Genomic DNA, 13665 nt, shown 5'->3' on the forward strand with positions numbered 1-13665 from the left:
AGCAGGTGCGGACTTCATCGTGGCGCGGGTAACGCAGTGTTACCCATCAGACGCCGTATAGATTTAAGCAAGCCCATCATAAATCAAAATCGGTGTTGCAAAAACGGGGGTGACCATAGATTTTTTTTTTGCCTGCGAATTATCGGGTGGCTAAGCAAAATGTTTATTTCAGGTTAATAGGTTAACCAGGTGATTAACATCGGCGGGCGGCGTTGAAATAACGGCGGTTATTAAACTAAAGAAAGTCATTTTTTTATTTACCCTTGCCGCCGGCTGCGGGTATTTTATTTGCTTTAAGGAGAAAGCCATGACATGCCGTTATTGGGCTACGATATCGTTATTTTTGTTGAGCGGCTGCAGCGCGATTCAGCCGACGTCGACGTCACCAGACTGGTCTCAGCCGCAGCCGGCCACGCGAGAGCAGCGGCAGCGCATCATGGCGGGCGAGTCCGCCTCCTCGGTATTGCACGAAGGAAATGTCGGCATTGGCGGCACCTTCGATGGCTCGAAAATATTCGATCGTTAAGCCGCTAAATATATTCAGCCAAATTAACGCGCGCATTCTGCCGATATTGTCGGAGGGTTTACCTTTCCTGCGTTATTCTGCCGTAGTTCGACCATTCATTACGTTAACAGACAATTCGTTTTCCATATAGGGAGCCGCCGGTTTATTTCGGTGTAATCAAAGGAGTTGCCCATGACGAAGGACATGGCCGCGATCTTTCTCTTTCTCTTGCTGTTGCTGCCGCTGAGCCAAAGCGCCGATGCGGCGCGCTACGACAGGCCGTGTGACGGGATGTCGCCGGTGCTGTTTCAAAAGCGGCTGAAAGCGCTGGTGCAGGATCTGCGGCAGGAAATGAGCGAGGAAGCGCCGCCGGCAGAGCGCGATGCGGAAGAGCTGGCGCGGTTGGCGGAGTGCGGTATCGAGCCAGGCAAAGCGCCCGTCACCGGCGGGCAGCGCGCGCCCCGTTCAGCGGAAAAGCCGGCGGCATCGCCGAACGGTTGCTGAGCCGGCGTGCGCGCAGAGTAAACGATGTAAAAGGAGTCATTGATGAAAAGGATAGTGTTGGCCGGCGTGGCCCTGTGTTGCGCCAGCTTCGCGCAGGCGCGGGTGGATTTGGAATACCATGCGGCGGCGCCGAAGGACAGCAAGGTCACCGAGGAGTACCAGAAAAAGCGCGACGCATTGCGCCACAAGGTGTGGAATGTCGATAATCTGACGCTGGCCAACGAGCAGGCGATTGCGCGCGAACAGCAGCGCGAGGCGGCAGAGAGCGCCAAGCGGCAGCAGCATCACCTGGAACAGCAGCAGAAAAAGCAGCGCTGCCTGCGGATACACTCGAAAGATCCTCACCGCGAGGCGAAGTGTTACATGCACAGCTTCTAACCTTAACCGTCCGGGCGCCATCCGCGCCCGGCGTCGTTTAGGCCGGGCGGCAATGCTCCTTCAGCATGGCGATCGCGTCCGGTTTCAGCTGATACAGATAAACCGGTCGGCCGGTGGCGCCGTACAAAATACGGGTGGCGAGAATACCACTCTCCGCCAGGTAGATGAGGTACTTGCGGCAGGACACCCGCGAAATGCCGATGGCGTTGGCCAGGTTGTCGGTGGAGAATTCGCTGTCGTGCTGCTGTTCGATCCACTCGCACACCGTGCTCAGGGTGATGCTGGTCAGCCCTTTCGGCAGCTTCTTGCTCTCCTGGCCGCCGGGTTGGCGGCGCAGCAGGCTGTCGACGTCGGCCTGCGAAAACTCGCGCTGCGCCAGAATCTGCGACTGTTGTCGGTAGTGGCTCAGCGCCTCCTTGAAGCGGCTGAACTGGAACGGCTTGATCAGGTAATCCACCACGCCGTAGTGCAGCGCCTTTTGCACCGTATTCACGTCGCTGGCGGAGGAGATGATGATCACATCGGTCTTCTCGCCGAGCTCGCGCAGGCCGGGCAGCAGATCCAGCCCGTTCTCCTGCTGCATGTAGATATCCAGCAGCACCAGATCGATGCTGACGTCGGCATCGGCCAGCAGGGCGCGCGCCTGGCTCAGGGTGGCGACCGTCGCCTGGCAGTGAAAACCGCTGACCTGGCTCAGGTAGTATTTGTTCAGCTCTGCCACCATCGGGTCGTCGTCGACAATCAGTACGTTAATCATGGGTTCTGCTCTTGGCCTGATAGGGAAGGTGCACGAAAAATTGGGTCAGCTCGCCCGGTTCGGATTCGAAATCGATGCTGCCGCCCAGCTTCTCCAGATGGCTGCGGATCAGCGCCAGGCCAATGCCGCGTCCCGTTCCCTTGGTAGAAAATCCGTGTTCGAAGATGTGCGCGCCGATCGCCGGATCGATGCCGGGGCCGTCGTCGCTGACGATACAGTGTAATTGATCGTCGTGATGATGAAAGCTCAGGCCGATCTCGTGGCCCTCGACGCCGTCGATGGCGTCGATGGCGTTTTCGATCAGGTTGCCGAGCACGCTGATCAGCACGTGGGTGGTTTCCGCGTCGTCGGTTTCCGGCAGCAGGCTGGTTTCCTCGATGGTCAGCTCGATGCCGGCTTCGTGGGCGCGGCTGATCTTGCCGATGAAGAAGCCCGCCACTTCCGGCGAGTGGATCTTGCGCAGCAGCGCGCCGATCTCTTCCTGATAGTTGCTGGCGGTATTGATGATGTAGTTTTCCAACTGCTGGTAGGCCTTCATGTGCAGCATGCCGAGTATCACGTGCAGCTTGTTCATAAATTCGTGCGACTGCACCCGCAGCGCATCGGCGTAGTGCGCCATGCCGCTCAGGCGCTGCAGCAGGCGGCTGACCTCGGTCTTGTCGCGGAAGGTGGCGATGGCGCCGGTCACCTGGCCGTTGACGATCACCGGCACGGTATTGGTCAGCAGTTCGCTGCCGTTGAAGCCTATCTGCCTGTCGCGCAGCGGTTTGCCGCTGGCCAGCACCTCCGCCAGATGCAGCTGCGCCGGCCAATGCTTGCTGGCGGCTTCCAGCAGTAGGTTTTCCACCGGGCCGCTCTGGCGCAGCAGGCGCTTGGCTTCGTCGTTGACGATGGTGATGCGGGATTCATTATCGACCGCGATCACGCCTTCTTTAATCGATTGCAGCATGGCGTTGCGCTGTTCGAACAGGTTGGAGATTTCGTAAGGCTCGAAACCCAGCATGATGCGCTTGAGCGCGGAGACCAGGAAGAAGGTGCCCAGGCTGCCGACCAGCGCGGCGAAGGCGATGGTCCAATAGATGATCCAGCGGCTCTCCGCCACCACCCGCTGCACGGTGTCCAGCGCGATGCCGAGCGCCACCACGCCGATTTGCTGTTTCTGCGCGTCATACACCGGCACGAACACCCGCAGCGCCGGGGCCAGCGTGCCGCGGTTGATGGCGCTGTTGACGCTGCCTTGCAGCGCGGGCGCCAGATCGTCGCCGATAAAATGCTTGCCGATCAGCCAGGGTTTGGGGTGCGAATAGCGGATACCCTGCATATCCACCACCACCACGAACAGCAGCTCGTTTTGATGGCACACCTGCTCGGCGAAGCGCTGAATGGCGCCGCTTTGGTCGCGCTGCTGCAGGCCGTCGACCACCGTGCTGGAGAGCGCCAGCGTATTGGCGATGGCGATGGCTTTTTGCTGCAGCTGATCTTGCCCCTCGCGGCTCATCTGCACGAAAAACAGCGCGAACACCACCAGCAGCACCGAAGCGATGATGGCGGACACCATCAGCGTGATGGAGGTGCTCAGCTTGAGCGGCACCCGTTGTTTTGGCATGGCGGTTCTCCGAATGGCGATATCACGGCGTATTCTAGCGAGGAATGAGGCAAGCTGCAGTTACCGGCAGCAGGTTATAGCATGCTGCCGGGGAGCGGGGGGCTTATTTTAGTTACAAAAGCGGGTCACTGCTGGTGGTAGATCTCCAGCGCCTGTTGGCCGCTGGCGCCCTGGTGGATGATTGCCATCAACGCGCGCACCACCTGCGACGGATTGCTGTGTTGATAGACGTTGCGGCCGTAAACCATGCCGGAGGCGCCCTGGGCCATCAGCGCGGCGGATTTCTCCAGCACCGGCCCCAGCTCCCCCTTGCCGCCGCCGCGCACCAGCGTCGGGCAGCGCGCCGCTTCCACCACGCGGTGGAAGTCTTCCACCCGCTCGGTCGGATCGGCCTTGATGATGTCGGCGCCCAGCTCGCGCGCCAGCCGCACCAGCGGCACGATCTTCTCCACGTCGCCGAGCGAGCCGTAGGCGGCGCCCTGGCCGGCCGGGGCCATCACCAGCGGTTCGATCATCAGCGGCATGGCGTATTGATCGCAGGCGTGGCGCAGGCGGCCGATGTTCTCTACGCACTGGCGGAAAATGCCGGGCTCATCCGGGATCATATACAGATTGACCACCACCGCGGCGGCGTCCATTTGCAGCGCCGCGAGGATCGGCGCCTCCGGGTTGTGAAGCACCGCCCACATTTCGCGGTGGCGCGCGGCGTTATAGGCGTTGCCGACGTCGGTGCGCATCACCAGCGCCGGTTTTTCGCGCTGCGGCGCGCGCTGCAGCAGATCCGCCTGGCCGTAGTTGACCTGAATGGCGTCGGGGCGCGCGGCGATCAGGTTGCCCATCACCCGTTCGATATCTTCCAGGCCGATCAAGAAATCCGGTTCGTTGGCGATGCCGTGATCGATCGCCACATCCAGGCACTTGCCGTTGTTGAACAGGCGGTTCATCCGCACCTTACTGCTGAGCTGCATGTCAGGTCCTCCTGAGATAGGGATATGTCCATTATTATTGCCGAGTAAGGATGGTCGGGAAACGCGGAAACCGCAAACTGCGTGGCCGCTCGCAGTTTTTGCCGGCGCACGAAAGGGGGACCTTTCCCGGCGGCTTTCATTTCATTTGTTAGATCCGTGTCATGTTTTTGTTAATAAGCCATTCCAAAATGCATGTTTCGCTTGTTTGGGTTAAAAAGTTTCAATAACCTCAATTATGAAATAAACATTTAAAAACGCGCTAAAGGTGCCGTTTGCTGTGCCAGGGGTTTATTTCAATTGGTTGTTTTTAATCTGTTTTGAGATATTGATCACCATTTTTCCAATGGCCTTTATACGGCGATAACGCGGTAAATTCGCCGTATCAAAGGGATAACACCGACCGTATTGTTGTTTGAATGTAAAAAATATTTTTCATTAGCTGTCAACCAACAGACCTCTTCATTCTAACGATTAAAGGGTAACGAACATGAAGCTGAAGAAACTGATCGCCGCCTCGGTACTGATGTGCATGCTGCCGGCCAGCGTGTTGGCGAAAGACATCAAGATCGGCGTTTCCATGGCTTACTTCGATGACAACTTCCTCACCATTCTGCGCCAGTCGATGCAAAACAAAATGAAAGCCGACGGCAACGTCAGCGGCCAGTTCGAAGACGCCAAGGGCGACATCGCGCAGCAAATTCAACAAATCGAAAACTTCGTCAGCCAGGGCGTCGACGCCATCATCCTGAATCCGGTGGATACCCAGGGCGTCAAGCCGATGATCAAGCTGGCCGAGAAGGCCAAGATCCCGCTGGTGTTCGTCAACCGCAAGCCGGAAGTGGCGCTGCCGGCCAGCATGGCCTACGTCGGCTCCGACTCCAGGCTGGCCGGCAAGCTGCAGATGGAAGCGTTGGCCAAGCTGATGAACGGCAAGGGTAACGTGATGATCCTGATGGGCGAGCTGTCGAGCGAAGCCACGCGCGACCGCACCCGCGGCGTGGAAGAGGTGGCGGCCAACTATCCCGGCATCAAAATAGTCGACAAGCAAACCGCCAAGTTCTTCCGCAAAGAGGCGGTGGACGTCACCACCGACTGGATTTTGTCCGGCCAGCAGATAGACGCCATCGCCGCCAACAACGACGAAATGGCCATCGGCGCTATTTTGGCGCTGAAGCAGGCCAAGAAAGCCGGCGTGCTGGTGGCCGGCGTTGACGGCACCCCGGACGCGCTGGAGTTCATCAAGAAGGGCGATCTGGCGCTGAGCGTGTTCCAGGACGCCAAAGGCCAGGGCGAAGGCGCGGTGCAGACCGCCGTTCAACTGGTGAAAGGCGAGAAAGTGGAGAGCAACGTGCTGATCCCTTACCAGCTGATCACCCAGGCCAATTACCAGCAATTCGCCGATAAAAACAAAAAATAAGCCTTGAAGCCCGCCGCGGCGCCGGGTGTGGGGCGAGCGCGGCGGAAAACGTGGGTCAGTGCGGAGGTAGGCAGTATGTACCCTTATGTTCTTGAGGCCGAAGGCATCAGCAAGCAGTTCCCCGGCGTCAAAGCGCTGGATAAGGTCTCGATTAAAATCAAGCCCGGCAGCGTGCACGCGCTGATGGGGGAAAACGGCGCGGGCAAATCGACGCTGATGAAATGCCTGATCGGCATCTACCACCCGGACGAAGGTTCGATCAAAATCAAAGGCCGCCCGGTCGCCTTCAGCGACACGCTGCAGGCGCTGCATGCGGGCATTTCCATGATCCACCAGGAGCTGAACCTGGTGCCCGACATGACGGTGGCGGAAAACATCTGGCTGGGGCGCGAGCCGGCGCGGCTGGGGTTCGTCAACCACGAACAGCTGAACGAACAGACCCGCGAACTGCTGGCGCGGCTGAACATCAAACTGCAGCCGGACACGCTGGTGGGCGATCTGAGCATTGCCAACCAACAGATGGTGGAGATCGCCAAGGCAGTGTCCTACAACGCCGACGTGTTGATCATGGACGAACCGACCTCGGCGCTGACCGAAGGCGAAGTGGTGCACCTGTTCGCCATCATTCGCGAGCTGCGCGAGCAGGGCAAAGGCATCATTTATATCAGCCACAAGATGGACGAGATCTTCGCCATCACCGACGAAGTGAGCATCTTCCGCGACGGCACCTTCATCGCCTGCGACAAAACCGAAAACCTGACCAAGCAGTCGCTGATCACCATGATGGTGGGGCGCGAACTAACGCAGATGTTCCCCAAATTCAACAACAATATCGGCGAGGAAGTGCTGCGGGTGGCGGGGCTGCGCCGCAGCGGCTGGTTCGAGAACGTGTCGTTCAGCGTCAAGCGCGGTGAGATCCTCGGCGTCGCCGGGCTGGTGGGGGCCGGGCGCAGCGAAGTGATGGAAAGCCTGTTCGGCATGCACCCGGCGGACGGCGGCGAGATCTTTATCGAAGGCCAGGCGGTGAAGGTGGACTCCCCGGCGAAGGCGATCGAGAGCGGGCTGGCGTTCCTCACCGAAGACCGCAAGAAATCCGGCCTGTTTCTGGTGCTGTCGGTGGTCGAGAACATGAGCATCGTCAACCTGTCGGAATACATCGGCAAGAACGGTTTCGTCAGCCACGTGCAGATGGCCAAAGACTGCATGGATCAGATTAAAAAGCTCAACATCAAAACGCCGACCATGGATCAGATCATCAATAACCTCAGCGGCGGCAACCAGCAGAAGGTATTGATCGCGCGCTGGCTGCTGGCGCAGCCGAAAATCCTGATCCTCGACGAACCGACGCGCGGCATCGACGTGGGGGCGAAAGCGGAAATCTACCGCCTGATCAGCGAGCTGGCCAACCGCGGCGTCGCCATCATTCTGGTCTCCTCCGAGCTGCCGGAGATCCTCGGCATGAGCGACCGGGTGATGGTGATGCACGGCGGTCGCATCACCGGCATTTTGGACAAAGACGACGCGGACCAGGAGAAAATCCTGGCGCTGGCCTCAGAATAACGAAGGGTGAACATCATGAGTAACGTAAAGATTGAGAAGCCGCTCTCCGCCGATGCAACGGGCAAGGGAGGGCTGTTCTCCGGGCTGAGCGGCAAAATGCCGAAGGATACCGGCATCTTCATCGTGATGATCGGCATCGCGCTGATCTTCGAAATCCTCGGCTGGTATATGCGCGATCAGTCGTTCCTGCTGAACCCGAACCGCCTGCTGCTGATCGTGCTGCAGGTGGCGATCATCGGCATCATCGCGGTGGGTGTCACCCAGGTGATCATCACCACCGGCATCGATCTCTCCTCCGGCTCGCTGATTGCGCTGACGGCGGTGGTGGCGGCCAGCCTGGCGCAGACCCCGGACAGCATCTCGCCGATGTACCCGGGGCTGCTCGATCTGCCGGCGGCGATCCCGATCGGCGCGGGGATCGGGGTGGGCATCGTCTGCGGCTTTATCAACGGCTTCCTGATCACCCGCACCGGCATTCCGCCGTTCATCGCCACGCTGGGGATGATGGTGTCGGCGCGCGGCCTGGCGCAGTACTACACCAAGGGCAACCCGGTCAGCTTCCTGTCGGACGGCTTCACGTCAATCGGCCAGGGCGCGATGCCGGTGATCATCTTCCTGGTGATTGCGGTGATCTTCCATATCGCGCTCAAGCACACCCGCTACGGCAAATACATCTACGCCATCGGCGGCAACATGACCTCGGCGCGGGTCTCCGGCATCAACGTCAATAAGTACCTGGTGACGGTGTACACCATCGCCGGTGGCCTGGCGGGGTTGGCGGGCGTGGTGCTGGCGGCGCGCGTCAGCAGCGGCCAGTCGAGCATGGGGATGTCCTACGAGCTGGACGCCATCGCCGCAGCGGTGATCGGCGGCAGCAGCCTGATGGGCGGCGTCGGGCGCATCACCGGCACGCTGATCGGCGCGGTGATCCTCGGCCTTATTAAAAGCGGCTTCACCTTTATCGGCGTTGACTCTTACATTCAGGACATCATCAAAGGCGTGATTATCGTCGCCGCCGTGTCGATCGACATGCGGCGCAACCGCAAAAAACACTGATTGCCGTGAATGGCCGCCGGCGCCAGGGTTGGCCGGCGGCGTTTTTTTACCCGGAGCATCATCATGAGCGGACTGACGGTGTCGGCCAATCGGAAACAATACGCGAACCCTGAGTTAACCGTCAGATTCGCGTTGCCGGGGCGCTGCTTGCAGCGCCTTTTTTATTGGCGTCAGTTACATGTCCGCTTGTGGCCAGCGCGGCGCGGGATCTTGCCTCACACTGAGGATCTTTAAACCGCGTGAGGATGAACGATGAACGCATTAAACGGCAAGGTGGCGGCGATCGGCGGCGCCAGTTCGGGGATCGGCAGGGCGGCGGCGCTATTGTTCGCCCGCCAGGGCGCAGCGCTGGTGTTGGGCGCCCGGCGTGAACAGCTGCTGGCTGAGCTGGTGGAGGAGATTCGGCGCGAGGGCGGCCGGGCGCTCGCGGTGGCGGGCGACGTGCGCGATGAAGCCTTCGCCGAACGGCTGACGGCGGCGGCTGTCGATGAGTTCGGCGGACTGGATATCGCCTTCAACAACGCCGGCACCTTGGGGCCGCTGGGGCCATCGCTGGCGTTGAGTGCCTCAGAGTGGCGCGACGTGCTGGAAACCAACCTGTCCAGCGCCTACTATGGCGCCAAATATCAAATTCCCGCCATGCTGGCGCGCGGCGCGGGCTCGGTGATTTTTACCTCCACCTTCGTCGGCCATACCGCAGCGTTTCCCGGCACGGCGGCCTATGCGGCCGGCAAGTCGGGGCTGATCGGCCTGACGCAGGCGCTGGCGGTGGAATTCGGCGGGCGCGGCATTAGGGTGAACGCGCTGCTGCCGGGCGGCACCGATACGGCGATGGGCCGACAGATGAGCAATACCCCGGAGGCGCTGGCGCAGGTGGCCGATCTGCACGCGCTGAAGCGGCTGGCGATGCCGGAAGAGATCGCGCAGGCGGCGCTGTATCTGGCATCCGACGCCTCCTCATTCGTCACCGGCACCGCGATGCTGGTGGACGGCGGCGTGTCCATCCAGCGCGGCTGAGGCCACGGGTGCCGTGGCCTCAGCGGGCGTCAGAAAGCGGACAGGTGGCGGCGCACGATCTCGCGGCCGATCTCCAGCGAGGCGGTCGCCGCCGGAGAAGGGGCATTGCACACGTGCAGCGAGCGTTTACCCTGCACGAAGTGGAAGTCGTCCACCAACTTGCCGTCGGCGGTCAGCGCCTGAGCGCGCACGCCGGCCGGGCCGGGCCGAATATCCTGCTCCTGCAGCGCCGGGATCAGCCGACGGGCGTTCTCGGCAAAGCGGCGGCGCGACAGCGAACGGCGCATTTCCGCCAGCCCTTCGCCGAGGTAGTTGCCGGCGATTTTCCAAAAGCCGCGATAGCCGAGCACTTCGCTCAGATCGCGCAGGCTGAAGTCGCATTTGCGGTAGCCTTCGCGTTTGAAGGCCAGCACCGCATTGGGGCCGACGTCGCGTTTGCCGTTATACATGCGGGTAAAATGCACGCCGAGGAAAGGGAAATCCGGGTTGGGCACCGGGTAGATCAGATGGTTGACCAGGTGGTTTTTCGCGTCGTCCAACACATAGTATTCACCGCGGAACGGCACGATCTTCATGCCGGTTTCGTAACCGGCCAATTTGGCGATGCGATCGCTGAACAGCCCGGCGCAGTTGATCAGCAGCCGTCCCTCGAAGGTGTCGCCGGCGGCGGTGACGGTAACGCCGGCGGCGTGCTCGCGGATGGCCTCAACCTGATGGCCGTAGGCGATCTCGCCGCCGCGCCGCACAATGACCTCCGCCAGCCTGGCGGCCACCTCCGCGTAGTTGACGATGCCGGCGTCGGGCACCAGCAGCGCTTCAAGGCCATTGACGTGCGGTTCGCGCTCCCGCAGCTGCGCCTGTGACAGCCGGGTGACCTGCAGGCCGTTTTGCAGGCCGCGTTGATAGATGTTCTCCAGCCGCTCCAGTTCGTTTAGCTGGGTGGCGACGATCACCTTGCCGCATTGGTCGTGATACAGGTCGTGTTCGCGGCAGAAGGCGAACATGCTGCGGTTGCCCTGTTTTGCCAACCGCGCTTTCAGGCTGCCGGGCGTGTAGTAAATGCCGGAATGCACCACGTTGCTGTTGTGGCCGCTTTGGTGCGCCGCCGGGCCGCGTTCTTTTTCCAGGATCAGAATGCGCCGCTGCGGATCCGCTTCCTGCAGCGCATTCACCACGCCGAGCCCCACCAGGCCGGCACCGATCACGATCGCGTCGTACATCACGGCTCTTGCTCCTCGTTTTCCAGGCGGCGTAATTTGCCGCGTACGTTGTTCAGGTGGCTTTGCATGGCGGCGGTGGCCGCCGCCGCATCGCCGTCGCGAATGGCGATAAACACCCGCTCATGTTCGTCGATCACCCGCTGGCGCTCGGCCTGCCGCCCTAGGTTTTTGCTGAGCGAGTACACCAGCACCCCCAGATACAGCTCGTGCATGTTATCGAGGATCTGCACGAAAAACGGGTTATGCGAAGCCTGCATGATGGTGCGGTGGAACAGGTAGTCCTGCCGATAGCCGATCTGGCCGTCGTTCAGCGTACAGTGACGAAAGGCGAGGTGCGCCTGTTCGATCGCCTGCAACTCCTGTTCGGTACGGCGCTCGGCGGCCATGCGCGCCGCCTGCTGCTCCATGACCTCGCGCATTTCCAGCAGCGCTTCCACCTCGCGGCGGTCGGCTACCTCCATCACCAGCGGTTCGTATTTGCTCAGCAGCGAATGCTGTTCCACCCGGTGGCCGCCGCCCTGGCGTGAGGAGATGATGCCGCTGACCTCCAGCACGCCGAGCGCCTCGCGCACCGGTACCCGGCTGACGCCGAACGCGTCCGCCAACACGTTTTCCGACGGCAGCTTCTCGCCGACCGGAAAGGTGCCGTCGTTGATGCCGGCTTTCAGCTGCGCCAGCACCTGATGAGAGGCTTTCTGGCGCGTGACCTTGCGGATCATGACGCGCCTCCCGGCAGCGCGGCGCGCTGTTTATAGCGCAGCAGGTGCATGGCGGCGGCGGCGGCGATCAGGGCCGCACCGCCCAGATCGGTCATCAGGCCCGGTTTGATCAGTAAAATCGCCGCCGCGGTAAACAGCACCCGCTCCAGCCAGTGGGTCTTCATCAGCCAGAAATTGGCGCTCGCGATCGACAGGGCGTAGATCCCCACCAGCGCGCTGATCACCATATGCAGCACCGACAGCGGGTTGAGATCGTCACCCTGCATCAACAGCATCGGGTTGTAGACAAGAATGAACGGGATGATAAAGCCCGGCAGCGCCAGGCGCACCGCGTCCCACGAGGTTTGCATCGGATCGGCGCGGGCGATGCTGGCGGCGGTGTAGCTGGCCAGCGCCACCGGCGGCGTGATGTTGGACAACGCGCCGAACCAGAACACGAAGAAATGCGCCGCCAGCGGCAGCACGCCGGCTTTGATCAGGATCGGCGACACGGTGACCGCCACCACGATGTAGAGCGCGGTCGAGGGCAGCCCCATGCTGAGCACGATGCACACCAGCATCACCACCAGCAGGATCATCCACAGGGTGTTGTCGGTCATGGCGACGATGTTGAACGCCAGCGTGGAGCCGATGCCGGTCATGGTCACCACGCAGATGATCACGCCGATGGCGGCGCAGGCGATGGTGACCTGGATCGAGCCGCGCGCCGCGTCATTCAAGGCTAGCGCGATTTTTTTCGGCGTCATGCGCACCGAACTGTCGGGGGTGAGCCAGCTGGCGACGATGATGGCAATGATGCCGAGGAAGCCGGCATAGATCGGCGTTTTGCCCAGCAGCAGCGTGCCGATGACGATGACGAGCGGCAGCAGCAGCAGCCCGCGCGCCTTCAGCACCGCGCGCACCTGAGGAATGTTCTCCTTGTTGATGCCTTTCAGGCCCTGTTTTTTGGCTTCCAGATCGATGGCCATGATCAGCGCGGCGTAATAGAGCAGCGCCGGCACGATGGCGGCGATGACGATGGTGGTGTACGAGATGCCGAGGAAACCGGCCATGATAAACGCCGCCGCGCCCATGATAGGGGGCATGATCATGCCGCCGGTGGAGGCGGTGGCTTCCACGGCGCCGGCGAAACGGGGCGATAGCCCGATGCTTTTCATCAGCGGAATGGTGAAGGTGCCGGTGGTGGCGACGTTGGCCACCGCGCTGCCGCTCAATGAGCCGGTCAGTGCCGACGAGATCACCGCCACCTGGGCCGGGCCGCCGCGGCGGCGTCCGGCGGCGGCCAGCGCCAGATCGTTGAACAGCGCGGTTGCGCCGCTGACGCTGAGAAAGGCGCCGAACAGAATAAACACCACGATGGCCGTGGAGGCGGTGGACAGGGTGATGCCGAAAATCCCCTCGCCGGTCATGAACAGCCGATACAGCAGGCGTTCTACCGAGAACCCCCCGTGGCCGAAGATGCCCATGAAGTATTGCCCGAACAGCGCATAGAGGATAGCGAAGCTCGCCAGGCCGGGGATGAAATAGCCGGTGGTGCGCCGCGCGGCTTCGAACAGCACGCCGATACCGATCGCCGCCATCACATAGTCGGTGGCGTTGGGGATGCTCTTGCGCACCACGTGCAGATCGACGTAGTTAACGTAGAAATAGCCGTAGCTGACCAGCGTCAGGATGATGAACAGATAGTCCCAGCGGTTGAAGCTGCGGGTGGCGTACCGGGCCGAGAAGGGGAACAGGATAAAGCCCAGGATCAGAATGCCGCTCAGGAAAGTGGTGTTGCGGTAGAACTCCTGCGTGTTGGACAGCGCGTTGGCGTAGATGGCATAGGCGGAGATGGCGATCGCCAGGACGGTTGCCAGCTGCAAATAGATGCCGCTCAGCGGCCGGTTGCCGGCGCCGGCTTCTTTGTCCAGATCGACGGCGGGCTGCGGTGAAGAAGAGTGAGTGCTCATACGTCC

The 13665-nt window shown here is 61.3% G+C and carries 13 protein-coding genes; 7 read left to right on the forward strand and 6 right to left on the reverse strand.

Annotated elements, in window-relative coordinates; all coding sequences use genetic code 11:
- Positions 1 to 307: 307 nt before the first annotated feature.
- The 3 genes from M6G53_RS12730 (at position 308) to M6G53_RS12740 (ending at position 1387) form a co-directional block, all read left to right on the forward strand.
- Positions 308 to 526, forward strand: a complete 219-nt coding sequence (locus M6G53_RS12730) for a YdgH/BhsA/McbA family protein (RefSeq protein WP_253331910.1) — start codon at positions 308 to 310, stop codon at positions 524 to 526.
- Positions 527 to 697: 171 nt separating this feature from the next.
- Positions 698 to 1009 carry a hypothetical protein gene (locus tag M6G53_RS12735; RefSeq protein ID WP_253331912.1) on the forward strand — a complete coding sequence of 104 codons (312 nt, stop codon included), beginning with the start codon at positions 698 to 700 and terminating at the stop codon, positions 1007 to 1009.
- A gap of 42 nt (positions 1010 to 1051) precedes the next feature.
- Positions 1052 to 1387, forward strand: a complete 336-nt coding sequence (locus M6G53_RS12740) for a hypothetical protein (RefSeq protein WP_253331914.1) — start codon at positions 1052 to 1054, stop codon at positions 1385 to 1387.
- Between the two features lie 37 nt (positions 1388 to 1424).
- Here M6G53_RS12740 and dcuR read toward each other — a convergent pair whose 3' ends face one another.
- The 3 genes from dcuR to M6G53_RS12755 all read right to left on the reverse strand — a co-directional run bounded on the left by dcuR (position 1425) and on the right by M6G53_RS12755 (position 4718).
- Positions 1425 to 2144, reverse strand: coding sequence for a two-component system response regulator DcuR (dcuR, locus tag M6G53_RS12745; protein ID WP_253331917.1), 720 nt, complete (start codon positions 2142 to 2144; stop codon positions 1425 to 1427).
- Positions 2137 to 3750, reverse strand: coding sequence for a sensor histidine kinase (locus tag M6G53_RS12750; protein ID WP_253331918.1), 1614 nt, complete (start codon positions 3748 to 3750; stop codon positions 2137 to 2139). Before M6G53_RS12750 ends, dcuR begins: the two co-directional genes overlap by 8 nt.
- A 125-nt stretch (positions 3751 to 3875) precedes the next feature.
- Positions 3876 to 4718 carry a class I fructose-bisphosphate aldolase gene (locus M6G53_RS12755; protein WP_047727766.1) on the reverse strand — a complete coding sequence of 281 codons (843 nt, stop codon included), beginning with the start codon at positions 4716 to 4718 and terminating at the stop codon, positions 3876 to 3878.
- 487 nt (positions 4719 to 5205) lie between these two features.
- On the opposite strand from M6G53_RS12755, the gene M6G53_RS12760 reads away from it, so the two are divergent.
- The 4 genes from M6G53_RS12760 to M6G53_RS12775 all read left to right on the forward strand — a co-directional run bounded on the left by M6G53_RS12760 (position 5206) and on the right by M6G53_RS12775 (position 9768).
- On the forward strand, positions 5206 to 6135 hold the full coding sequence (locus M6G53_RS12760; protein ID WP_253331920.1) for a sugar ABC transporter substrate-binding protein: 930 nt from the start codon (positions 5206 to 5208) through the stop codon (positions 6133 to 6135).
- A gap of 75 nt (positions 6136 to 6210) precedes the next feature.
- Positions 6211 to 7695: a sugar ABC transporter ATP-binding protein gene (locus M6G53_RS12765; protein ID WP_253331922.1), complete on the forward strand. Its 1485-nt coding sequence runs from the start codon at positions 6211 to 6213 to the stop codon at positions 7693 to 7695.
- Positions 7696 to 7710: 15 nt separating this feature from the next.
- The gene (locus tag M6G53_RS12770) at positions 7711 to 8751 is read left to right on the forward strand and encodes an ABC transporter permease (protein ID WP_253331924.1); all 1041 of its coding nucleotides are present in this window, start codon (positions 7711 to 7713) and stop codon (positions 8749 to 8751) included.
- A 252-nt stretch (positions 8752 to 9003) separates the two neighbouring features.
- On the forward strand, positions 9004 to 9768 hold the full coding sequence (locus M6G53_RS12775; protein WP_253331926.1) for an SDR family oxidoreductase: 765 nt from the start codon (positions 9004 to 9006) through the stop codon (positions 9766 to 9768).
- 29 nt (positions 9769 to 9797) lie between these two features.
- Here the strand turns inward: M6G53_RS12775 and lhgO are convergent, their stop codons facing one another.
- From lhgO to M6G53_RS12790, 3 genes are read right to left on the reverse strand one after another with little or no spacing between them, the layout of a single operon-like run.
- Positions 9798 to 10988, reverse strand: a complete 1191-nt coding sequence (lhgO, locus tag M6G53_RS12780) for an L-2-hydroxyglutarate oxidase (RefSeq protein ID WP_253331928.1) — start codon at positions 10986 to 10988, stop codon at positions 9798 to 9800.
- Positions 10988 to 11707, reverse strand: coding sequence for a FadR/GntR family transcriptional regulator (locus M6G53_RS12785; protein WP_253331930.1), 720 nt, complete (start codon positions 11705 to 11707; stop codon positions 10988 to 10990). Before M6G53_RS12785 ends, lhgO begins: the two co-directional genes overlap by 1 nt.
- The gene (locus tag M6G53_RS12790; RefSeq protein ID WP_253331931.1) at positions 11704 to 13659 is read right to left on the reverse strand and encodes a TRAP transporter permease; all 1956 of its coding nucleotides are present in this window, start codon (positions 13657 to 13659) and stop codon (positions 11704 to 11706) included. Before M6G53_RS12790 ends, M6G53_RS12785 begins: the two co-directional genes overlap by 4 nt.
- Between the last annotated feature and the right edge of the window lie 6 nt (positions 13660 to 13665).

It is taken from the genome of Serratia nevei (assembly GCF_024160145.1).
GTDB lineage: Bacteria > Pseudomonadota > Gammaproteobacteria > Enterobacterales > Enterobacteriaceae > Serratia > Serratia nevei_A.